This is a genomic window from Bacillus sp. L_1B0_5, from assembly GCF_000836715.1.
Classification (GTDB): domain Bacteria; phylum Bacillota; class Bacilli; order Bacillales; family Bacillaceae_G; genus Bacillus_A; species Bacillus_A thuringiensis_S.
Genome location: NZ_JXIS01000034.1, coordinates 14804 through 37879, shown reverse-complemented (window position 1 = coordinate 37879; position 23076 = coordinate 14804). Strand labels below are relative to the sequence as shown.

Here is a 23076-nt window from a genome sequence, read left to right as displayed (position 1 = left end):
GGTGTCCCGTTTTCAGGGTTCACTTCAGATTTACTGGATTTTAATTGTAACTAAGAACATATAAAAGTTCACTGTTATTTATAGGAGAGCCTGTTTGTTTTTCTATCTTTTGTATTTCTCTCTGCATAAAAAAATATTTCTCAACATTTTATTTGTTGAAAAAGATTGAATATTCGTATTATAACGAATATTCAATATTTCTCAACATTTTATTTGTTGAAAAAGATTGAATATTCGTATTATAACGAATATTATGTTGTTATCGGCAAAAAACGATAATTTGCAGACACTGGGGAGGAAATGCATTGAAAAAGAAAAAGAAATTAAAACCATTAGCCGTATTAACAACAGCAGCAGTACTAAGTAGTACGTTTGCTTTTGGAGGTCACGCAGCGTATGCTGAGACACCAACATCATCTCTACCAATAGATGAGCACTTAATACCGGAGGAGCGTTTGGCAGAAGCACTAAAACAACGGGGGGTAATTGATCAATCTGCATCACAAGCTGAGACGTCAAAGGCTGTCGAAAAATATGTTGAGAAAAAGAAAGGGGAAAACCCTGGGAAAGAAATCTTAACAGGAGATAGTCTTACACAAGAAGCTTCTGATTTTATGAAAAAAGTAAAAGATGCAAAAATGAAGGAAAATGAGCAGGCACAGCAGCCTGAAGTAGGCCCAGTAGCTGGACAAGGTGCAGCATTAAATCCAGGGAAATTAAATGGAAAAGTACCTACTACATCAGCGAAGCAAGAAGAATACAATGGAGCTGTTCGAAAAGATAAAGTACTTGTTTTACTTGTAGAATTTAGCGATTTTAAGCATAACAATATTGATCAAGAGCCAGGATACATGTATTCTAAGGACTTTAATCGTGAACATTATCAAAAAATGTTATTTGGTGATGAACCATTCACTTTATTTGATGGATCGAAGATTAACACATTTAAGCAATATTATGAAGAGCAATCTGGTGGTAGCTATACAGTTGATGGGACTGTAACAGAATGGCTTACTGTTCCAGGAAAAGCATCAGATTATGGTGCTGATGCGGGTACTGGGCATGATAACAAGGGGCCTTTAGGACCAAAAGATTTTGTGAAAGAAGCATTAAAAGCAGCGGTAGCAAAAGGAATCAATTTAGCAGACTATGACCAATTTGATCAATACGATCAAGATGGTGATGGAAATAAAAATGAGCCAGATGGCATTATTGATCATTTAATGGTTGTACATGCTGGCGTTGGTCAAGAAGCTGGCGGCGGTAAATTGAAAGATGATGCGATTTGGTCACATCGTTCAAAACTAGGTTCAAAACCATATGCAATTGATGGCACGAAATCTTCTGTTTCGAACTGGGGTGGAAAGATGGCTGCATATGATTATACAATCGAGCCTGAAGACGGAGCAGTTGGTGTGTTTGCGCATGAGTATGGTCATGATTTAGGTTTACCAGATGAATATGATACAAAGTACTCAGGACAAGGTGAACCTGTTGAGTCATGGTCTATTATGAGTGGTGGTAGCTGGGCTGGAAAAATTGCAGGAACAGAGCCAACGAGTTTCTCACCACAAAATAAAGAGTTTTTCCAAAAGAATATGAAGGGGAACTGGGCGAATATCCTTGAAGTAGATTATGACAAACTTAGCAAAGGCATCGGTGTTGCAACATATGTAGATCAAAGTACTACAAAATCTAAACGACCTGGAATCGTTCGTGTTAACTTGCCGGACAAAGATATAAAAAATATCGAATCGGCGTTTGGTAAGAAGTTCTATTATAGTACAAAAGGAAATGACATTCATACAACACTTGAGACACCAGTATTTGACTTAACAAATGCAAAGGATGCTAAGTTCGATTATAAGGCATTTTACGAACTTGAAGCGAAGTATGATTTCCTTGACGTATATGCGATTGCAGAAGATGGAACGAAGACACGCATTGATAGAATGGGCGAAAAAGATGTAAAAGGCGGCGCGGATACAACTGATGGTAAATGGGTTGATAAATCATACGATTTAAGCCAATTCAAAGGAAAAAAAGTAAAACTGCAATTTGAGTACTTAACAGATATTGCAGTAGCTTATAAAGGATTTGCGTTAGATAATGCAGCCTTAACTGTAGATGGAAAAGTTGTTTTCTCTGATGATGCAGAAGGTCAGCCAGCAATGACGTTAAAAGGCTTTACTGTGTCTAACGGATTTGAACAGAAAAAACATAATTACTATGTAGAGTGGAGAAATTACGCTGGTTCTGACACTGCGTTACAACATGCACGTGGCCCAGTATTTAATACAGGAATGGTTGTATGGTATGCGGATCAAAGCTTTACAGATAACTGGGTAGGCATTCATCCAGGTGAAGGGTTCTTAGGAGTTGTAGATTCTCATCCAGAGGCAATTGTAGGGACATTAAACGGACAACCTACTGTGAAGAGCAGTACGCGTTATCAAATTGCCGATGCGGCATTCTCATTTGATCAAACGCCAGCATGGAAAGTAAATTCACCAACTCGCGGTATCTTTGATTATAAAGGATTACCAGGAGTGGCGAAATTTGATGATTCTAAGCAATACATCAACAGCATTATTCCTGATGCAGGACGTAAGTTACCAAAATTAGGACTGAAGTTTGAAGTGGTAGGCCAAGCTGAAGACAAGTCTGCAGGTGCAGTTTGGCTTCATCGATAAAATAAGGTAAAAAGAAGAGGAGCTGCCACAAGTCGGTGAAATTGACTTATGGTAGCTCTTTTCTTCTTGTGAAAAAACTCTCTGTTTTTTTATGTACTTATTGGAAAAATTCGAAGTTTCTTTGATATATAAAATGCTCCGTCTGTCCAATTATAGAAGCTATTTTGGACGTAAGAAATTTGTAAGTAATGAGTAAGAAAAAAGAGATTTTTATAGTATAAAATATTTATTATAGCTACTTTTAACACCTGATACTAATAGTGTGCTATAATATGAATTAGCAACAAAAAGGAAAGGAATTAGAACAATGACCTTAGAAAATACTAAAAATTTAAAAAAACAAGTTGCTCCTTTTGAAAAATCAACGATTAAAAAAAGTGTTTGGCAACTGATCAACACAATCGTGCCATTTATTATTTTATGGTACCTTGCTTATAAAAGTTTGTCAGTTTCTTATTGGTTAACATTAGTTCCAGCACTGTTAGCCGCTGGATTTATGACAAGGATTTTCATTATTTTTCATGATTGCACCCATTATTCGTTTTTTAAAAGTCGACGTGCAAATAGAATAGTTGGAACGTGTATGGGTGTTTTAACATTATTCCCATTTGATCAGTGGGGGCATGAGCATTCTATTCACCACGCTACGAGTGGTAATTTGGATAAAAGAGGTACAGGAGATATTTGGACGCTTACAGTAGATGAATATGTAGCAGCACCATTTAGACTCCGTTTAGCATATCGTTTATATCGCAATCCATTCGTTATGTTTGGGTTAGGCCCGATTTATGTTTTCCTGCTTAAAAATAGATTTAACCGAAAAGGTGCTAGAAAAAAAGAACGTATGAACACATATTTAACGAATATTTTAATCGTTGCTATTATAGGAATGCTTTGCTGGGCAATTGGATGGCAATCGTTTCTTTTAGTACATGGTTCTATATTTTTAATAGCAGGTTCAATAGGTATTTGGTTGTTTTACGTACAGCACACATTCGAGGATTCTTATTTTGAAGAAGATAAAGAGTGGGAATATGTGAAAGCGGCAGTGGAGGGAAGTTCTTTTTATAAACTTCCAAAAATTTTGCAATTTCTAACGGGTAATATTGGATTCCATCATGTTCACCATTTAAGTCCAAGAGTACCTAACTATAAATTAGAAGAGGCACACAACAATACGCTTCCTTTAAAAAATGTACCAACGATTACGCTTGCTACAAGCTTGCGTTCACTCCGTTTCCGTCTTTGGGATGAGAAAAGTAACAATTTTGTTAGCTTTAAAGATGTCAAAAATATAATTAAAAATAATGTTTCTGTTCGGGTGAAATCTGAACTATAATTGCATCGTATATAAAACTCCCCTTAATCATTTTCGATTTAAGGGGAGTTTTTGTTTAAAGAGTAGATGCCAGATAAGAAGAAAAATTAAATGATTTAAATTATAATTGAAGCAGATTAGAAAATTGCTTGTACGTAAGTACAAATATAAGTTGACAGTAAATACATTATGTTAACAAATGGAGTTGTCATTAATTTTCCGTTATGATAACTGTTCATAACGGAAAATTAATAGCAAAAGGGGGGAGTACACATGCCCATCAACTTAAAAATGAAAACAAAGTGTACTTTCTGTGTACACTTGTTTTTTCATACGCTCACGAAGTTGTTTTTCTGTTAATCGATACATAATCACCCGAGTGAATAGTTTTTTATCCTTTCCAAAATAAGCTTCTTTTATTTCATAGGACTGTCCTGGTTTTAAGGTATCCATGATGTGCTCTAAATCAACTTTGATGTACTGATATTGTTTTTTTATTGTTCCGTTTCGAAAGTATTCAGGAAATTCATTTTTGACATATATCCTATTGTTTAATTTGAGTCGCGGTATATAGTACACACCACGTTGATCCATTTTGAACAAATTATCCTTTTCCATACCGATCACACATCTTTTCTAGAGTGATAGTATCAGCATATCCCAGTTTAAGAGGTTACTTACAAAATATTTAGAATTTTTTGTGATAATCCTCCGAAATGTAATACGGAATTTAAATACTTTCATTTATAATTCTCTATTTGTCTATACTTTTCATATCGCTGTTGTATAAGCTCTTCCGAGGATAATAGTATCAATTTTTTTAGAGATGATTCGATTACAGATTCAATCATTTTTGCCTGTGATTGTATATCATTTTGTGCTCCACCTTTAATTTCAGGAATGATTTCATCAATAATTCCTAAATGTTTTAAATCTTTTGCTGAAATTTTCATATGTTCAGCAGCTTCTGGAGCATACTTAGCGTCCTTCCATAGGATAGATGCTGCTCCTTCTGGCGAAATTACCGAGTACCATGAATACTCTAACATATGGATATGGTTACCGACACTAATGCCAAGAGCTCCACCACTTGATGCTTCTCCAATTACAATACAAACAATTGGCACTTTAAGTGTAGTCATTTCAAATAGATTTCGAGCTATCGCTTCAGAAATTCCACGTTCTTCAGACCCTATCCCTGGATAGGCGCCTATTGTATCAATAAATGTAATAATAGGGCGATTAAATTTATCAGCTTGTTTCATAAGTCTTAGCGCTTTTCTATAACCTTCTGGATGTGCCATTCCAAAATTTCTTTCTATACTTTCCTTTGTATTTCTACCTCTTTGATGACCAATAACCGTAACGGGCATTCCTTTAAATTTTGCAATACCACCTATCATTGCTTTATCATCACCATATAATCGATCACCATGAAGTTCGAGAAAGTTTGTAAACAATAAAGGTATATAGTCCAATGTCGTGGGTCGGTTACGTAGCCTTGCAATTTGAACTCGTTGAAAAGGTGTAATATTAGAATAAATTTTATCTTGCATTTTATTTAAACGTTTTTCTAATTCATGAATTTCTGACGATAAATCTACATTATTTTCTTTCATAATTTTCTTTAATTCATCAAATTTCTCTTTTAATTCAATAATAGGACGTTCAAAATGCAAACTCATTTTATCCTCCAAATGTTATGACTTACCTCACTCTAATCAAAAGGCTTAGAAATAGAATCAATAAATAATTCAAAACCATCCACAACTATTTTTTGTTCTGATTCTGATAAATTATTGAGAATACTTTGATAAAATGTAATGGATTGCTCTCTTAAGCAATTAACAGTTATGTGACCTTTTTCTGTGAGGTGCAGAAAAAGTTCTCTTCTATTTTTTTCATTTACTTCACGATAAATAAGCCCCTTTTTTACTAATTTATCTACCAATCTACTTACAGTTGAAGTCTCTAATCTAAGTTTATTGGATAGTTGCCAAACAGTTAATTTTTCCACCTCTAGTTCTTCTAACGCCATCATTTGAGAAGTTGGTAAAGGTTTTTCAAATGGTCCATTGGGCAAATTTTGAGATTCAAAAACCCCAGTTATTATAATCATTTTCTTGATATCTTTTCTTAGTTTTAAGGCATCTTCTCTTTTCAAAAAGGTCACCCTCCTACAACTATTGTATCATACATCAATTGTATTATACATGAATGTGATTTTTTCACAAGCTTAACGTAAGCCAATATTACAACATGGACGAGATATTTCTTCTTGTTAAAATGGTATAAGTGGATTGTTTTCTACAAATAGCAGAACATCAATTATGTATCAGGGGCCTTTATGGGGTACCGCTCATCGAAATCAAGCTAAGAAAATAAAACTACCTAAAAAACGAAATTTTGTGACAACTTGTGACGAAATTTCGTTTTTTGGGGGGGGGATTCTAAATTCTTAAGTTGATGGGCATGGGGATAGTACAACATTATATCTAAAAATAAGAAAAGACTTGAACGGAGATTTCATTCATTTTTCTTGGTGTTCCGTATTCCATACACTTAAATAGGATGCATATTCTAATTCATCTGGATTCTCATGTAACATAGAAATGAATTCTAATTTATTTCCATCACAATCTAGAAAGTATACACTTGCAGCGGGCATCCACCTTTGGACAATTGGCTCTTGATTTCCTTTTCCTTGACTTCCTATCACTTCTATTCCACGTTCCTCTAACCACGCTTTAGAAGTCATTAAAGACTCTAAATTTACACCAAAAGAAAAATGTCTCGGCTCAAAGTCTTCGATATTATTTACTTCCCATAGTCCAAGCATTTGTTGTTTATTTTCTCCGACCCAAAAGAAAGCCACTCTTCTTTTGGAGAGTTTTCTTGCTAACGTTAATCCTAGCTTGTTTTGATAGAAATTTATTGCCTTTTCTAAATTTCTTACATGTAAATGAGTTTCGTATATGTTCTGTATTATTATGATCATTCCTTTCTTTATTGGTAACTACCAATTAAATAGTGAATGTAATTCTAAAGTTGAAATATGTATAAGCCTAGTAATGTACATCTATATCCGATATACCTATTTACTATTATATTGAAATTGGAATGTGATAAATCCCACTGAGGTAGTAAGTGTTTAAATGAACACTCTACTACTTTTGTAGGAGAGGGGATATATCTATTAAATTCAGATGAAATCATATTTAAATAATGAAAAACGCTATTCTTTTCGTAAGAATAGCGTTTTTTTATGTTTTTAAGTTGGTGGCCATAGGGTAGAATTTGAAAAATGAGAATTTACAAAGCTAAGAAGTTTAACTCCACAAAAAAATCGATTTCCTGTGGAGTTAAAGGAATCGACTTTTTTATTTACCTTGATGTATTAACGCAGCTGTTAACTTAATAGTAAATAAGTATAATCCACTATTTCTCCCAAAGTTCGATCAATCGACCTTCAGGATCCTTAATCCAAATAAACTTTCCAAATTCACTGATTTCTTCTTTCTTCTCAAGAGGTACACCAATATTCTCAAGATGCTTTATAGTCTCGTTTAGATTATGTACTTCGAAATTTAACATCACTTGTTGTTCTTTTGGAAAATAATTGTCATTCTCTGTAAAGAAAGAAAAGATGGTCTCATTTCCTAACTGGGGTTTAATCACAGTTCCATTCCAATCTTCTATATCAAGTTTCAACACTTCACTGTACCATTTTTTTATAACATCAAGATTCTTAGTTCTCCAAAATATTCCTCCAAAACCTTTTATCATCGTATCTAACTCCTGTCTTTCTTTAAATATATATTAAATATATCAAAACAAAACAGTAATAGTAAGCAGAATCATCAACTTATGAATAGTAAAAATAGTAATTGTTAGTATTATAGTATTTACTACATTAACACTTTCTACAACATCATTAGCAGAACTTGAAATTTTGGGAAAGGTATAGAAATGCTCATTTTTCAACCCAAAGTTCACCTGAGCAATCCAGAACTTAAAGTGTTATAAATAATTCTTTCAATAGTAGGGGGAAATGAGAGAAGGAACGATAAAAGACCACACATGAAGTGAAACGCCATGTGTGGTCTTTTATGTATCGTCAAATATTACGAAGTCTCGCTAATTTTACTTTCACTATGAGTGTTAGTAGATATTCTTTTCTTAACTTTAAAGTGATAGTAGGTATAGCAAAAGATGATAAATGGTACAGTGCAATAGATTCCAAGTCGTTGTTCTGGGATAAAAATAAGACTGATTAATATAATGCCATACAATCCAAAACCAAGAATTGGTACGAGTGGATAAAGTGGTGTTTTAAATTTTAAGTCTTCTAATTTTCCACCGTCTGCTAAATAATGTTTGCGGAAAAAGAATTGAGAAACACAAATTGACATCCAAACAATAATGGTAATGACTCCGGAAATTGAAATGAGCCATAAGTAAACCGTTTCAGCAGCTACTACGCTTGTCAAAAGAGAAAAAGCAGAAATAGCTATCGTCATGATTAAAGCGTTGAGAGGAATCCCACGTGATGATAATTTCTTTAAAAAGGCTGGAGCCATTTCGTTTTTTGATAAAGACCAAAGCATTCGAGTAGCAGCGTATAGTCCTGAGTTTGCAACAGAAAGAACAGCAGTAAGAATAACAAAGTTCATAATATCAGCTGCATATGGAATACCGATATTATCAAAAACAGCAACGAATGGGCTCTTTGTTAATCCAGCTTCTTCCCAAGGAATTAAAGCAACAAGAACAAAGATTGCTAAGACGAAGAAAAACATTGTGCGCCATATAATATTTCTAATAGAACGAGGTAAAGTTTTTGCTGGATCTTCACTTTCACCTGCTGCGATTCCAACAAGTTCTGTACCTTGGAAGGAATAGTTGACTGTAACCATTGTTAAAAGAATAGCGGCAAGTCCATTTGGGAATAAACCACCATGATTTACGAAATTTGATAATAGCGGAGCGGGTTCGTCACCTTTTAAATCAATAAAACCGAACATAGCGGCGCCGCCAAGAATAATGAAAGCGATAATGGCAGATACTTTTATACTTGAAAACCAAAATTCTGTTTCTGCATAACTACGAGCAGATAATGCGTTAATAGTGAAGATTGTAACGCCAAATATTAAACACCAAACCCAAACAGGAATATCAGGAAACCAGCGCTGCATTGTAATGCCGGCAGTTGTAAATTCAAGACAGGTCGTATTCGCCCAGCTTAACCAATACAACCATCCGATTGTAAAGCCAGTTGCAGGATTGATGAACTTAGTGGCATATTCCTGGAAAGAACCTGAAACAGGCATGGCTACAGCAAGTTCACCAAGACATAGCATAACGAAATACATTAATAATCCACCGGCCATAAAGGCAAGTACGGATCCGCCAGGTCCAGCTTGACTTATAATAAAGCCAGATCCGTTAAATAACCCCGTTCCAATCACACCACCGAGTGCAATCATGAATAAGTGTCTACTTTTCATCGTCCGTTTTAATTCATTGTTTGTATTGCTTACTTGCGCTATTGTTTTCCTCACTTTCATAGTTGATAGAATAAAGTTTGGTGTTTTTCCGTATTATGGAATGTATTCCGTGATGTGAAATCTTGTTATAATTTTCAGATAATTAAAAAGAAAAGTCAATATTTTTTTGTTTGCGTTTTCAATTCTTTGTTAGTGATATGTTTTTATTGTTAGAAAATTAAATAAATAGATTGATTTCATTTCGAATGTTTGCTAAATTGATAGTTAATTAAGCATACTAACATATTACGAGTAAAGTTGAGGCGAGTTATGGTACAGTCCATTGATCGAGCGATAAGTATTATTAAATTATTGAATTCTACAAATGAAAAAGAGTATTGGGCTATTTCTGATATAGCTGATGGAACACATCTCCCGGTTAGTACAGTACATAGATTACTTAACTCTTTAATGGAGCATGGGTTAGTTACACAAATTTCAGAGACAAAACAGTACAAAATTGGACCAATGTGGATGGAAATAGGGTTACGTCAATTGGAGAAGGTAGACTACAGATCTGTTGCAAGAGAAGTGATGAAACGTTTGGCTGCTGAAGTGGAGGAAAGTGTCTATTTAAATATTCCAAACGGAACACATTCTATTATCATTGAAAGAATTGATAGTCCTTTAAAAATTCGAGTTATCGATAATCTAGGGGAACAAATTCCACTTTCAATTGGTGCCGCAAATAAAACGATGCTTGCCAATATGAAAACGAATGAAATGGAACATATTGTAGAAAATTTACTTTCTTCATTACCAGAACAAAAGCAAATTCTTCTTAATCAAATAAAGCAAATAAAAAATGAAGGATATGCTGTCAGTTATGGTGAAAAAACAGAAGGGACAGCTTCAGTAGCTGCACCTATTATCGGATTTAATCATAAAGTAGTAGGAGCATTAAGTGTTGGATTAATTAGTCATCGTATTAATGATGATCGACTATCTTTTCTTATTAGCAAGGTAAAACAAGCAGCTCATGAAATATCAATAAAAATCGGCAGTACATCAGAAATATAATTTTGATAGCTGTCGTCATTTTTTATTCGTATACTGGAATTTGTTTTCATAATGCGGAAAAATAGGGGGATTTATATGTCAAAGTGGCAATCAAAAGAACAATTGATTCAATTATTAAGCAGTCTTGTTGAAATTCCTAGTATTACCGGTTCAGAAGCTGAAGTAATATTGCCAGACTTTGTTGTGGAACAATTATCTGAATTACAGTATTTCAAAGAAAACCCGCAGCATTTACAAAAAAAACCGACAGGGGACGGACGATATTTTGTTACAGCACTAGTAAAGAAAAGCGATAGTACAAAAAATACTGTAATTCTAGTAAGTCACTTTGATGTTGTAGATGTACAAGATTACGGAGTGTGGAAAGAAGATGCATTTAATCCTAAAAAGTTAACATCTATGTTTTATTCTCATAAAGATGAACTTCCAGACCATGTACGTGAAGATATAGAACATGGAGAATGGCTGTTTGGTAGGGGAACAATGGATATGAAATGCGGCCTTGCATTACAAATGGCAATGATTGAACAAGCATGTGAAGGAAGATTCGATGGGAATGTTCTTTTATTGGCTGTACCAGATGAAGAAGTGAATTCTGTAGGGATGAGGGCCGCTGTTCCGAGACTGTTAGATTTAGCAAGAGAGCATAACTTAGATTATAAAACGGTCTTAAACTCAGAGCCTATGTTTTCAAGACATCCTGGTGACCAAAATAAGTATATTTACACTGGCTCTATTGGTAAAGTGTTACCTGGTTTTCTTTGCTACGGAAAAGAGACACATGTAGGTGAACCTTTTGCAGGCTTAAATGGGAGTTATATGGCCTCATTAATAACAGCAGAATTAGAGTTAAACACAGACCTTTGTGATATTGTAGAAGGGGAAGCGAGTCCTCCGCCAACTAACTTACTTCAAAGGGACTTAAAAGAGGATTATTCTGTACAAATTCCACATCGTGCAGTTACATTATTTAATTTGTTTTTATTAGAAAAATCAATGACAGATGTAGTTTCATTGTTACGTCAAAAAGTAACGAAAGTGGCAGAGAAAATAGAAGATTCGTATGAAAAACATGCATATCGTTTTTCTAAATATAATCCGTTCATACCACCTAATCTCAAAGTAAATGTATTAACGTATGAAGAGCTTATCACATATGCAATTGAGCAACATGGACAAGAAAAAATAAATCATATTCAATCTAATATTATAAAAAATAGAGAAGATAAAGATGATCGTGCGGTAACGATTGATTTAGTAGATAAATTAGCGATTTTATGTAAAGAAAAGGCACCGATGATTGTACTTTTCTTCGCTCCGCCGTACTATCCAGCTGTGAGTTCACGCAACAATCCTTTAATAAAAGAGGTAGTTGTAGAAATGGAAAAATATGCACACTACAATCATAAAATTACATTTGAAAACCAAAATTATTTTGGGGGGATTTCAGATTTAAGCTATGTAGGCTTGCAGTATCCACTGGATTCAATGAGTTCGCTTGTAGACAATATGCCATTATGGGATAAAGGTTATTCAATTCCGCTTCAGGAATTAGAAGAATTTGATGTTCCAGTATTAAATATGGGGCCGGTAGGAAAAGATGCACATCAATGGACAGAACGTCTAGATGTAAACTACGCATTTGAAACACTATTAGATATGTTACCGAAATGCATTGGAAAATTATTAGTTTCTAATAAAATTACACAATCATAGTAGGGAATAGGTAAGGGATAAAACAGAGCCTTTAAAGAAGATTCGAATTAAATTATTTTAATATAATTAAAAACGAAACAGCCAAGCTCAATTATATATGAGTTTGGCTGTTTATCATGTAGTGAATTTTTAATTAAATTCATGTGAATTCATAGCTGACGTAATCTCTTTTATAGTTTTACTTTTTAGTTTGACCAGATAGTTCAACAGACTTTTGCGTACAACGTTGCATAGCTGAAATAATAGCTGTTCGTAATCCTTTTTCCTCTAATGTCGCTACAGCTTCTATTGTCGTTCCGCCAGGAGAACAAACCATATCTTTCAATTCACCTGGATGTATTCCTGTTTCTAGTACCATTTTTGCAGAGCCTAACACAGCTTGAGCAGCGAATTTATATGCTTGATTTCTTGGCATACCATCTAGTACAGCAGCATCTGCCATCGCTTCTATAATCATATATACATAAGCTGGTGAAGAACCACTTACGGATGTGACAACATCCATTAATTTTTCACTTACGATCTCTGTTTGACCAAAACTATTGAAAATGTTTAGTACATCTTCTAAATCTTTTTCTGTCACCATTTCATTAGGGCATAATGCAGACATTCCTTCTCCAACAAGAGCAGGAGTATTAGGCATTACTCTTACAACCTTTAATTTTTGATTAAAGGCATTTTCAGTACTTTCAATACTTTTCCCAGCAGCGATCGTAATGATGATAGCATCGTTTTTGATTACTTCTTTTATTTCATTAATTATTGATGCGTATAGGTCTGGTTTGATTGATAAAATTAAAATATCAGCATTTTTAGCTACTTTATTGTTGTCGGTAGTTGTAGTTAGCCCATATTTTTCACTAGCATTTTTTAAATTAGCAGTGTTTAAATCTGAACAAATAATATGATTTGAAGACACTATATTTTTGTTTATCATTCCGCCAATCATAGCCATTCCCATATTTCCGCAACCGATGAATCCAATTTGTTTATCCATAATAACTCAATCTTGCTCCTTTTATAATCAATTATATCGGTTTGTTATTATTATCTTAGAATAATAATAACATCCCTGTGCAATATAAAGAAACATTCTAAGAGAATATATTCCTTTTTGCAACACTAAAAGATAAAAATTAATTATATTCGACATTATGTAAATATATACACTATAATTTAAGGTTTTATGTTTATGAATATGAGTTAAACTTATATCAATTTGTATTTTCATTCAGTAGGGCAATAATTTCATACAAGTAACTTGTGGCTCTATTTATTTTTAAAAATACCTCTTGACACCGAATCGAACTATATCGCATAATATAAAAAAATTAGATCGAAAATCGTTGAAGGGAATTAGTACATATGTCTTCTTGCGAAAGAGAGTGGAATTCACCGGCTGAAAGATTCCTCGTATAGAATGTATCGAACCTATCCCTGAGTCTTAAATGAAAGTTTAGGCGTTCGCCTGCGTTATAGGCACCAAGTGGATATCTATGTATATCAATTAAGGTGGTACCGCGGAACAATGACCGTTTCGTCCTTTTTATTTTATTAAGGGCGAAGCGGTCATTTTTATTTTGCTCTTAAATACTTCAGTGCTGCATTGATGAGAATAGATATAGTTGCAAAGTGGATGAAGTGTAAATTATAAAAACTTTGATTTTAGACTTGGGGGATAAAAAAGTGAAAAAACAACGAATTGTTGTAAAGATTGGAAGTAGTTCCTTGGCAGATAGTCATGGAAGCATCTCTACAGAACAGCTTTCAGATCACGTTGCCGCATTGGCTCGGTTGAAAGAAGATGGGCACGAGGTTGTGTTAATTACATCTGGAGCCGTCGCTGCAGGTTTTTCAGCGCTAGGATATCCTAGCAGACCTGTAACGATTAAAGGGAAACAGGCTGCAGCAGCTGTCGGGCAAAGTTTGTTAATGCAGGCGTACACGGAGGAATTCCGTAAATATGGCATCGTTACTGCGCAACTTTTACTGACGAGAAGTGATTTTTCTAGAAAAGAACAATATAGTAATGCTTATGCTACTTTAGGAGAATTACTAAACCGTTCCGCTCTTCCAATTATTAATGAAAATGATTCCATCTCTTTAGAGGAGCTGACGTTCGGTGATAACGATATGCTGTCAGCTTTAGTAAGCGGGCTTGTTTCGGCAGATACGCTCATGATTTTTACGGATGTGAACGGGTTATATGATAAAAATCCTCAGAAAAATGCGGATGCAAAAAAATATTATTTCCTTCCTGAAGTTACGGAAGAAATTTCTTCTCTTGCAGGAGATGCCGGCTCAAAACTTGGGACTGGCGGTATGAAATCAAAAATCGATGCTGCAAAGACAGCACTCTCTCTTGGTGTGAGTGTATTTATCGGAACAGGACGTGGCCAGGAAAAGTTTGTAGATGTTTTGAAGGGTAAGGGGGATGGAACGTATGTCGGTAATACTCCTCAAAAAGAAATGAAGATGAACAAGCAATGGATTGCCTTGCATTCGCTTGTTAGCGGACAAATTGAAGTAGATGCTGGGGCGGCTACTGCCATCATTCAGCATGGAAAGAGTTTACTTCCAGCTGGTGTTACGAATGTATCAGGATTTTTCCAAGTGGGTGAAGTTGTAGAGGTTGTAACGCAACAAGGGCGCGTAATAGGAAAAGGACAATGCACATATAGTGCAGAGGAACTAAGAGATGTAAAAGGTATGCAAAGCCAAGATATTCAGTCAAGAGGCAAGAGACATAGTTATGAAGTCATCCATAGGGATCATTGGGTTTCACTTTAAAAAGGAGGAAATAAAAATGAATGAAGTGTTGGCAAAGGGGATAAAAGCAAAAGAGGTTGCTAGAGAACTTGTGCTTAAAACTACAGGTCAAAAAAATGAAGCACTTGCTGCAATTGCTAATCAGTTAATAGTAGAAACAGCTTATATTTTAGAAGAAAACAAACGGGATATTGAAGAAGGTAAGGAGAAAGGATTTTCCGATTCTCTCCTTGATCGTCTTATGCTAAATGAACAGCGCATTCTTGATATGGCTGAAGGTATTAAGCAGTTAATTGATTTACGTGATCCTGTTGGAGAATGTGTAAGTGCATGGGAACGACCAAATGGACTATCTATTCAGGAGATGCGCGTACCACTTGGTGTTGTCGGAATGATATACGAGGCGAGGCCGAATGTGACAGTAGATGCTGCTACAATTTGTTTAAAAACAGGAAACGCAGTAATACTGCGTGGTAGTTCTTCTGCTATCCATTCTAACAAAGCCATCGTTAGCGTGATTCACCGTGCGCTTAAGCAAACTAGCTTGTCTTCAGAAAGTGTACAGCTCATAGAAGATACAACGAGAGATAGTGCAAAACAGTTGTTTACATTGAACGAGTACTTGGATGTTCTTATACCAAGAGGCGGTAAACAATTAATTGATACAGTAGTGAGAGAAGCGTCTGTTCCAGTACTTGAAACAGGTGCGGGAAATTGTCATATATTCATTGATGAAACAGCAGATAAACAAATGGCGTTTAATATTATTATTAATGCAAAAACACAGCGTCCATCTGTATGTAATGCAATTGAGACGATTGTACTTCATGAGAATTGGGCAGAGCAATATGGTAGCGAGTTGTTTTCTTCATTGAAGGAAAGAGGAGTGGAGCTACGTGGTGATAATAAAGCAGTGGCGATTGATCCTTCTATTTTACTTGCGACAGAAGAAGACTGGGAAACAGAGTTTTTATCTCTCACACTAGCAGTGAAAGTGGTTTCCACTGTTGAAGAAGCGATTCATCATATAAATACGTATGGATCTATGCATTCTGAAGCGATTATTACTGAAAACGAGGAAAATGTCAGCAAATTTTTCACCTCTGTAGATGCCGCGGCACTTTATCATAATGCATCGACTCGTTTTACAGATGGATCCGAATTTGGATTCGGAGCGGAAATTGGTATCAGTACACAAAAGTTACACGTAAGAGGACCAATGGGGCTTCCAGCATTAACTTCTACAAAATATGTGATTCGTGGAAATGGACAAATTCGAAAATAATAATAAAAGACACTCAATTGGCTTGGGTGTCTTTTATTTTAAAAATTATTTACCATACAAATAGCCCAACGAGCATAGCACTTAATAAAGAAACAGCCATCCCGCTAACAAGAAGCTTCCAAACATTTTTACCGATGACTGATGATTTTTCTCCGCCAAATAATGAATTGTAAGTTCCGTAAATCATACCTACTGTACTAAAGTTAGCAAAAGAAGCTAGAAATGTTGTTGCAACCGCAACCGTATGCGGTTGTAGCGACTTTAAGTTTGATTTTAAATCCATCATTGCAACAAATTCATTCGTCGTTATTTTGATCCCCATTAGTTCAGCTACATACATAGCATCACTGCCTGATAAACCAAGTAAAAATGCAAAAGGACTAAAGATAATGGAGAAGATTTTTTGAATTGTTAACCCCGTTACAAAAAAGCCTAAAATCCCATTTAAACATGCTGTTAAAGCTACATATCCAATTACCATGGCTAAAATAACGATAACCATATTCATTCCAACTAACATACTGTTTGAAATAGTAGAAAAGAAATCCTTTTTTTCATGCTTTGAAGGTGTATATACGACATCTTCTTCTTTCGTAACTTCTACAGGGTTTAAAACATTGGCTAAAATTAATGCATTGATACAATTTAAAGGTATGGCACTGAAAATATACGTTGCTGGAACCATTGATAAATAAGCGCCAAGAATGGATCCGCTAACGCTACTCATACTCATAATTCCAAAAGTCAACAAACGATTTTCTTTTAAAACAGATAATTGATCACGAACAACTGCAAGTGCTTCGGTGTTCCCTAAAAACATCATTTGAATGGAAAAGAAACTTTCTAACTTTGGTAAACGAGAAATCTTTGAAATAACTGCACCTACTTTATCAATAATCCAAGTTAAGATTCCGAAATAAGATAGAATATCGAAAAAAGTTATAACAAAAATGATAGGAAGTAATGCACTAAAGAAGAAATCAATGTGTGGACTGTCCATAGCGGAAGGAAATGCAAAGCGAATACCTTCGTTCGCGCATGCCAGTAGCCAACTGAAAAATGACGCAATTTTATTAATGATAATACTGCCGAGTTTCGTGCCTAACATAAACCACGTAATAAAAAGCTCCAATATGATGAGAATTACAATTGGTCTCCATTTTATATGTTTTTTATTAGGCGAACATAAGAAAACGATTAATATGACAACGAAAATCCCTAACATATTTAATATGAAATGCATGTCAACCACTCCTTGAGCTTTATTATTTGTATATAAAAAAGCTCTTATTCTTCTTAATTTAGAATGAATGTGGTTTAATTTATATTTTTGTAAATTCCAAAAATACAGAAGGATAAATTCGACAAAAATAGAATTTAATACATAGCAAACAAGGAGGAGATAAAAATGGAGGTCTATCACATAAAGAGTAAAAAGAGGGAAACATACAACGTTCAGGTGAAATATTCGATACTTTTCGAATGTGCACTTGGCATTGCAGCAATTACTCATAAAAGGTTAATTGATACTCTTGAAAAGACTGAAAGTGAATGGAAAGGAATTAGACAATCATTAACAGATGAGATGGAAGAACACTTGCAGTTTGTAGAAGAACATAATACGTGGAAAGCATTGCTTCAGTTATTGTATGAAGAGGATTTTCAAGATTTATCGCAGTTTAATTTTAAAATTGATTTACTTTCAGAAGAAGATTTGAAATTTATATGTTTACCGTTTTTAGGGGAGAAGTATGAAGAGAAAAGACGTTTAGCCGCAAGTAGAGATGTAACTGCAATACATGAACTAAAGGAATTAACGCAGGATCATCCGTTTTTTTCTACTTATATTAGCTTTATATGTGATGTAGATGTACAAGTGCTGAAATCTCATTTAATCACTGTAATGACAGGTTGGTATGAGAGCATAATTAAGAAAGAGGAAGAAGAAATACTTTCTATATTAAAACGAGATTATGAAGCAAAAAATGAAATGAATAAAAAGATGAAACCGGAAGAGTTTGTCGAGTGGGCGACTGGCGGAGTGAACTATATGCCAGAGCCAAGTGTTCATCACGTACTTCTTATTCCGCAAATGACGTACAGACCGTGGAATATTGAAGCAGATATTGAAGATACGAAAGTATTTCATTATCCAGTTGCGAATGAAAGCATTCATCCCGAAGATCCGTATGAGCCGAATTATTTTTTAGTTCAAAAACATAAGGCTCTTGGGGATGAGGCGAGATTGCGAATTATAAAAATGTTGTTTGAAAAAGAACGTACATTACAGGAAATAACGGAAAGATTGCAGCTTGGTAAATCGACAGTACACCATCATTTGAAATTGTTACGTGCAGCGAAGTTAGTTGATATACATGACGGAAAGTATGTATTAAGGAAGAAAGCAGTGCAGTCGTTAGCGAAAGAATTAGATGTATTTTTAAATAGATAATTTACAACGAGAATGTACATAAAGGGAGGAATTTAAGAGAAAAGTTGGTGAGCTATAGTGAAGAGTGTATTGAAAAATCGTTCTTTCTTTTTTATGTGGATTGGTAGTGCAATCTCAGAATTAGGAGGGGCTTTCGGAACGTTATGTAATTCAATTCTAGTATATGAGTTAACAGGATCGGAAATGGCTTTAAGTAGTATGTGGCTATTATATTTCATCTCATCACTCATACTGCAATTAATAAGTGGCCCATTTATTGATAAATGGAGCCGAAAGTGGATTATGATTTTTTCACAATGGATACGATCATCCGTATTCTTATTACCTTGGATGATGCTAGTTACAGGTAGTATAGAAGTTTGGCATATTTATGTTGTTCAAATTGTAGTGGGACTTATTACACCTCTTTATACACCTGCGAGTCAGGCAATTACACCGAGCATTGTAAGTAAAGAACAACTTCAAGACGCAAATGCGTATATTGATGGAATGACTCGTCTCATGATGTTTCTTGCGCCAGTATTAGGTGGAGTAGTAATTCATTTCATTGGAACAGAACTTACATTATCTTTCGTATGTATTTGTCTATTTGTTAGTGGTGCTTTCTTACTTTATATAGAAGAAAGGAGAACTACAACAGATATACGAAAAACGTGGCTAGAACAATTCCTTCAAGGTTTTACATATTTTTTTACAAAACCAATCATCGTTTGGCTCGGTATATTTCTTACTTTCGTACAGTTTGGAGTAGGGGTAACGATGGTTACAAATCTTCCATATATAAAAGATGAGCTGTCAGCGGGATATGCAGAGTTCGGCTATTTCATGGCAGGTTTTCCACTTGGCTACGTAATTGGCTCAATATTAGTCGGAAAAGTAACATATAAAAGCCGGCGTATACTTATGCTTGGAGGATTGTTTATAGGGGGACTCACATACATTTCGCTAGGGTTCAATCATAGTATTATCATTGCAATAATAATTGAAGTAATAGCAGGGATTTGTATTGCATTTTTCAATGTTCATAACACGACAATATGCCAACAAACCGTCCAAAATAATATGATAGGACAAGTATTTTCAGTGCGTTTATTTTTTATACGATCCGCTATGCCATTAGGTGTGTTAGTAGGGGGAATATTGAGTGAAATGTGGGGAGTAAGAGCACTATATGTAATCATCGGTGCAATTATATGTGTTACCTCTTTAATAGGAATGTTACTTCCGTATTTCAAATTTTTAGATGAGGCGATAGAAAAGAAATCAGCATAATTCAAAAAATTAAAACTTTACAATTGAAAATAATTATCATAATCAATTATAATAGAAGCATACTAGTATTCGTATTACAAAGAGGGAGTGGGATATATGTTTATCGAAACGAAAACATTTACAGTAAAAGAAGGTACATCAAATATAGTTGTAGAACGTTTCACTGGAGAAGGTATTATTGAAAAATTTGAAGGCTTTATCGATTTAAGTGTTCTCGTGAAAAAAGTAAGACGCGGCGACGAAGAAGTTGTCGTAATGATTCGCTGGGAATCTGAAGAAGCATGGAAAAACTGGGAAACAAGTGAAGAACACTTAGCTGGACATAGAGCAGGCCGTGGTAAACCAAAACCAGATCATATTATTAATGTGGATCACGCAGTTTATTATGTAAAATCGTCGAAATCGGCTTATCAGCAGTCTTAATATACAAGCAGAGGATACATGTTGTAGAAGCAAACATGTATCCTCTTTTTTATTACTGGGGGGATGTAAATGATAGGAAATCTTTCATTCATTAAAAAAATGTTCTAGGATATAGAAAAAAATATTAGACTTATAAAGCATAGTCTTAGATGGAACGCTTGAATATCTTGCCTTACATATTTAAGGGTTATGAAAATGAGTCTATATCCCTTCTGTTTAAAAGGAGATGAGTACATGAAGCTGAATCATTTAAATTTATGTGTTGATGACTTATCAGAAGCGAGACATTTCTTTGAAACATTTTTTGATTTTCAATTTTTGGAACAAAAAGGGAAAGCACTTGTAGTTATGAGTGATGAGAGTGGATTTATACTTGTGCTAAGTGATCCAAAAGCATTTAAAGGGAATAAGGAAGTTACGTATCCGGAAGCTTTTCATATTGGTTTTTTAGTGGAAACTACAAATGAAGTGGATCAAGCGTATAATCGTTTAGTAGCAGGCGGCATTGAAATAGATAAGGAACCTTATTCGATGCGAGGTAGTAGTTATGGTTTTTATTTTACAGTATTTAATGGCTTATTAATTGAAGTGTCTTGTCTTAATTATAGAGAAGGTAAGAAAATTTCAAAGCTTAATAGTAATCATCAAGAGTAATCATTTGAAGGTGTATATTTAGCCCCTTATCCAGTTTGGAAAGGGGCTTGTTTATTTTATTACCTTATTTATCTTACTATTTGTGGATTGATTATAGTCTCACCTTATTTGTCTATCTGAATTTCAAATTCAAGCACAGCTTGATCTTTCCTAAACGGGATACTGAGTTCTTTAAATCGTAAGCTTATTCCAGACAAATTATCAGGAAGGACAGGAGATATAACGAATTGATGATTCATATGTCCATCGGTGCCACCACCACCTTCTGACCAGCAATCGTATGTATCATCTATTGATAATTGGAAGAAACTATGAGGCTTATTTTCAATAAAATCTTCATCCGTGGAATCCCAATCGCTATATAAATAAACTACACTAGCATTTGCATATTGCCGAATAAAAGTTACAGTATACATGACGCCATTATGTTCATAAGTTTTAAAAGCAGGTACATGTTTTTTGAAGCCAGTTGGTTCAACGCGAGGTTTAAATTCTTCTTCATCCATCATGGAAGAGAATAATGAGTTTAGATAGTCTGGATAAAATTCGTATTGCTTAGCCCATTTATAAATCGCTTCATCATGTGGAAAACCTGGGTCATCACCTGAAAGTTCTTTTCGTTCTTTTAATAGGGCGCAAATTTTTTCATCAATAGAGTATAAGCGTTCATCGTAATGATCGGTAGGACGTTCGAAAGTCATTCTTCGCATAATCATTCCTCCTTTACTTTATTTTAACAAAAAAGACAGACTAATAAATAGTCTGTCTTTTTACATTAATTCTTCACATCATCATAAAGTTCAAGCGCCTCTTTCACATTCAATCTATTCTTCACAATACCATGTATTGCTTGAATCATCGCAGCTGGGTGCTCAGATTGCCATATGTTTCGGCCCATGTCTACTCCGATCGCGCCTTCTTGCAGTGCATTGTACGTAATGTTTAATGCGTCTTCGATTGAATCTAGTTTTGGGCCACCCGCGATGACAACTGGGGCAGGGCATGTGCTCGTTATTTTTTCGAATCCTTCGCAGTAATACGTTTTAATAATATCAGCACCCATTTCAACACATACGCGGGAAGCAAGTGCTAGAAAGCGAGCTTCACGTTTTTGTAATTCCTTTGCGACTGCGGTAATACCGAGTACTGGTAGGCCGTAATCGTGAGCTTCAGAAACTACATTTGCGAGATTCGAAACAGTTTGTGTTTCATAGTCTGATCCGACAAAAACAGAAACGCCAACGCCAATTGCGTTTTGCTTCACTGCTTCTTTTACAGGTGTAACAATTGTTTCATTCGCTAAATCTTTACCGACGACAGTAGCGCCGCCAGATACACGCATAACCATCGGTGTACTGCAGTTTTCAGGAATACAGGAGCTAAGTACACCGCGCGTTAAAAAGAGGGAGTCTGTATAAGGAAGTAAGTTTTTTACTGTTTCAAGTGGTTGTTCTAGTCCGTGAATTGGTCCTAAGAAATATCCGTGATCTATTGCTAACATAACCGCTCTACCATCAGGTAAAATTGTCTTTAATCGATTTTTAAATCCCCAAGTCATTCGAAATCACTCCTTCGTTAATGTTGGATTTTCCGTTTGTACCGTATCTTTATTTGGTAAATGTGGTGACTTTATAAAAACAGCTTTAAAAGGTTTATCAGAATGGTTAATCAGATAGTGAGATTCATGAGGGCGAACTTGCAGGACATCACCTTGTTTAATCGGAACTCTTTCGTTATTTACATAGAAGTCTATTTCACCTTCTAACGCATAAAAAACTTCTTCACACGTTGTATGATAGTGATTTTGAAACTCTTGCCCAGGCTGAATGACAACAAGACCAAGATCAATATTCGGGCCTTGTATTAAATATTTCGGCCCGTTATCACCGAAGCGATAGGAGAAATCATTTTCATTCGCTTTTAACATA

Annotated in this window: 20 protein-coding genes, 1 pseudogene and 1 other annotated feature; of the genes and pseudogenes, 10 read left to right on the top strand and 11 right to left on the bottom strand. The window is 34.9% G+C overall.

Translation table 11 applies throughout. The features are described 5' to 3' along the window. The first annotated feature begins 305 nt into the window (after nucleotides 1-305). A complete protein-coding gene (locus RT27_RS11495; protein ID WP_043936203.1) occupies nucleotides 306-2693 on the top strand; it encodes an immune inhibitor A domain-containing protein in 2388 nt (795 codons plus the stop codon). Nucleotides 2694-3000: 307 nt separating this feature from the next. Continuing rightward, nucleotides 3001-4032, top strand: a complete 1032-nt coding sequence (locus tag RT27_RS11490) for a fatty acid desaturase (protein ID WP_000171497.1) — start codon at nucleotides 3001-3003, stop codon at nucleotides 4030-4032. A 285-nt stretch (nucleotides 4033-4317) separates the two neighbouring features. On the opposite strand, the pseudogene RT27_RS11485 reads toward RT27_RS11490, so the two are convergent. The 6 genes and pseudogenes from RT27_RS11485 to RT27_RS11460 form a co-directional block, all read right to left on the bottom strand. Beyond that, nucleotides 4318-4620: pseudogene (locus tag RT27_RS11485) on the bottom strand (IS4 family transposase); the annotation flags it as partial. 131 nt (nucleotides 4621-4751) lie between these two features. Continuing rightward, nucleotides 4752-5696: an acetyl-CoA carboxylase carboxyltransferase subunit alpha gene (locus tag RT27_RS11480; RefSeq protein WP_000052088.1), complete on the bottom strand. Its 945-nt coding sequence runs from the start codon at nucleotides 5694-5696 to the stop codon at nucleotides 4752-4754. 32 nt (nucleotides 5697-5728) lie between these two features. Further along, on the bottom strand, nucleotides 5729-6175 hold the full coding sequence (locus tag RT27_RS11475; RefSeq protein ID WP_000817653.1) for a MarR family transcriptional regulator: 447 nt from the start codon (nucleotides 6173-6175) through the stop codon (nucleotides 5729-5731). Nucleotides 6176-6541: 366 nt separating this feature from the next. After that, nucleotides 6542-7000 carry a VOC family protein gene (locus tag RT27_RS11470; RefSeq protein ID WP_043936209.1) on the bottom strand — a complete coding sequence of 153 codons (459 nt, stop codon included), beginning with the start codon at nucleotides 6998-7000 and terminating at the stop codon, nucleotides 6542-6544. A 449-nt stretch (nucleotides 7001-7449) separates the two neighbouring features. Further along, the gene (locus RT27_RS11465) at nucleotides 7450-7797 is read right to left on the bottom strand and encodes a glyoxalase/bleomycin resistance/dioxygenase family protein (protein WP_016081144.1); all 348 of its coding nucleotides are present in this window, start codon (nucleotides 7795-7797) and stop codon (nucleotides 7450-7452) included. Nucleotides 7798-8135: 338 nt separating this feature from the next. Then, nucleotides 8136-9560 (bottom strand): amino acid permease, encoded by a 1425-nt coding sequence (locus RT27_RS11460; RefSeq protein WP_043936207.1) that lies wholly within the window; start codon nucleotides 9558-9560, stop codon nucleotides 8136-8138. A gap of 267 nt (nucleotides 9561-9827) precedes the next feature. Between RT27_RS11460 and RT27_RS11455 the strand changes: the two genes are divergently transcribed. Further along, nucleotides 9828-10577 (top strand): IclR family transcriptional regulator, encoded by a 750-nt coding sequence (locus RT27_RS11455; protein ID WP_043936197.1) that lies wholly within the window; start codon nucleotides 9828-9830, stop codon nucleotides 10575-10577. A gap of 51 nt (nucleotides 10578-10628) precedes the next feature. Next, on the top strand, nucleotides 10629-12293 hold the full coding sequence (locus tag RT27_RS11450) for a M20 family metallopeptidase (protein ID WP_142397263.1): 1665 nt from the start codon (nucleotides 10629-10631) through the stop codon (nucleotides 12291-12293). A gap of 178 nt (nucleotides 12294-12471) precedes the next feature. Here RT27_RS11450 and proC read toward each other — a convergent pair whose 3' ends face one another. Beyond that, nucleotides 12472-13290 (bottom strand): pyrroline-5-carboxylate reductase, encoded by an 819-nt coding sequence (gene proC, locus RT27_RS11445; RefSeq protein WP_043936193.1) that lies wholly within the window; start codon nucleotides 13288-13290, stop codon nucleotides 12472-12474. Between the two features lie 340 nt (nucleotides 13291-13630). Then, nucleotides 13631-13841 (top strand) — a binding site (T-box leader). Between the two features lie 138 nt (nucleotides 13842-13979). Here proC and proB point away from each other — a divergent pair. Next, on the top strand, nucleotides 13980-15083 hold the full coding sequence (gene proB / locus RT27_RS11440; protein ID WP_043936191.1) for a glutamate 5-kinase: 1104 nt from the start codon (nucleotides 13980-13982) through the stop codon (nucleotides 15081-15083). A 16-nt stretch (nucleotides 15084-15099) separates the two neighbouring features. Then, nucleotides 15100-16347 carry a glutamate-5-semialdehyde dehydrogenase gene (locus tag RT27_RS11435; protein WP_043936188.1) on the top strand — a complete coding sequence of 416 codons (1248 nt, stop codon included), beginning with the start codon at nucleotides 15100-15102 and terminating at the stop codon, nucleotides 16345-16347. 49 nt (nucleotides 16348-16396) lie between these two features. Here RT27_RS11435 and RT27_RS11430 read toward each other — a convergent pair whose 3' ends face one another. Then, the gene (locus RT27_RS11430) at nucleotides 16397-17590 is read right to left on the bottom strand and encodes a nucleoside transporter C-terminal domain-containing protein (protein ID WP_016081150.1); all 1194 of its coding nucleotides are present in this window, start codon (nucleotides 17588-17590) and stop codon (nucleotides 16397-16399) included. 165 nt (nucleotides 17591-17755) lie between these two features. Between RT27_RS11430 and RT27_RS11425 the strand changes: the two genes are divergently transcribed. From RT27_RS11425 to RT27_RS11410, 4 genes are all read left to right on the top strand, one after another. Then, on the top strand, nucleotides 17756-18799 hold the full coding sequence (locus RT27_RS11425) for a metalloregulator ArsR/SmtB family transcription factor (protein WP_016081151.1): 1044 nt from the start codon (nucleotides 17756-17758) through the stop codon (nucleotides 18797-18799). A 57-nt stretch (nucleotides 18800-18856) separates the two neighbouring features. Further along, entirely contained in the window at nucleotides 18857-20071 is a 1215-nt protein-coding gene (locus RT27_RS11420; RefSeq protein WP_082044921.1) for an MFS transporter, read from the top strand. Nucleotides 20072-20167: 96 nt separating this feature from the next. Then, on the top strand, nucleotides 20168-20494 hold the full coding sequence (hmoA, locus tag RT27_RS11415; RefSeq protein ID WP_000469498.1) for a heme-degrading monooxygenase HmoA: 327 nt from the start codon (nucleotides 20168-20170) through the stop codon (nucleotides 20492-20494). A 234-nt stretch (nucleotides 20495-20728) separates the two neighbouring features. Next, nucleotides 20729-21148: a VOC family protein gene (locus tag RT27_RS11410; protein WP_043936187.1), complete on the top strand. Its 420-nt coding sequence runs from the start codon at nucleotides 20729-20731 to the stop codon at nucleotides 21146-21148. Nucleotides 21149-21252: 104 nt separating this feature from the next. On the opposite strand, the gene RT27_RS11405 is transcribed toward RT27_RS11410, so the two are convergent. The 3 genes from RT27_RS11405 to RT27_RS11395 form a co-directional block, all read right to left on the bottom strand. Then, nucleotides 21253-21858 carry a hypothetical protein gene (locus RT27_RS11405; RefSeq protein ID WP_043936186.1) on the bottom strand — a complete coding sequence of 202 codons (606 nt, stop codon included), beginning with the start codon at nucleotides 21856-21858 and terminating at the stop codon, nucleotides 21253-21255. Between the two features lie 65 nt (nucleotides 21859-21923). Continuing rightward, a complete protein-coding gene (lsrF, locus tag RT27_RS11400) occupies nucleotides 21924-22706 on the bottom strand; it encodes a 3-hydroxy-5-phosphonooxypentane-2,4-dione thiolase (RefSeq protein ID WP_043936185.1) in 783 nt (260 codons plus the stop codon). Nucleotides 22707-22712: 6 nt separating this feature from the next. After that, nucleotides 22713-23075: a cupin domain-containing protein gene (locus tag RT27_RS11395; RefSeq protein WP_000909986.1), complete on the bottom strand. Its 363-nt coding sequence runs from the start codon at nucleotides 23073-23075 to the stop codon at nucleotides 22713-22715. Nucleotide 23076 lies beyond the last annotated feature (1 nt).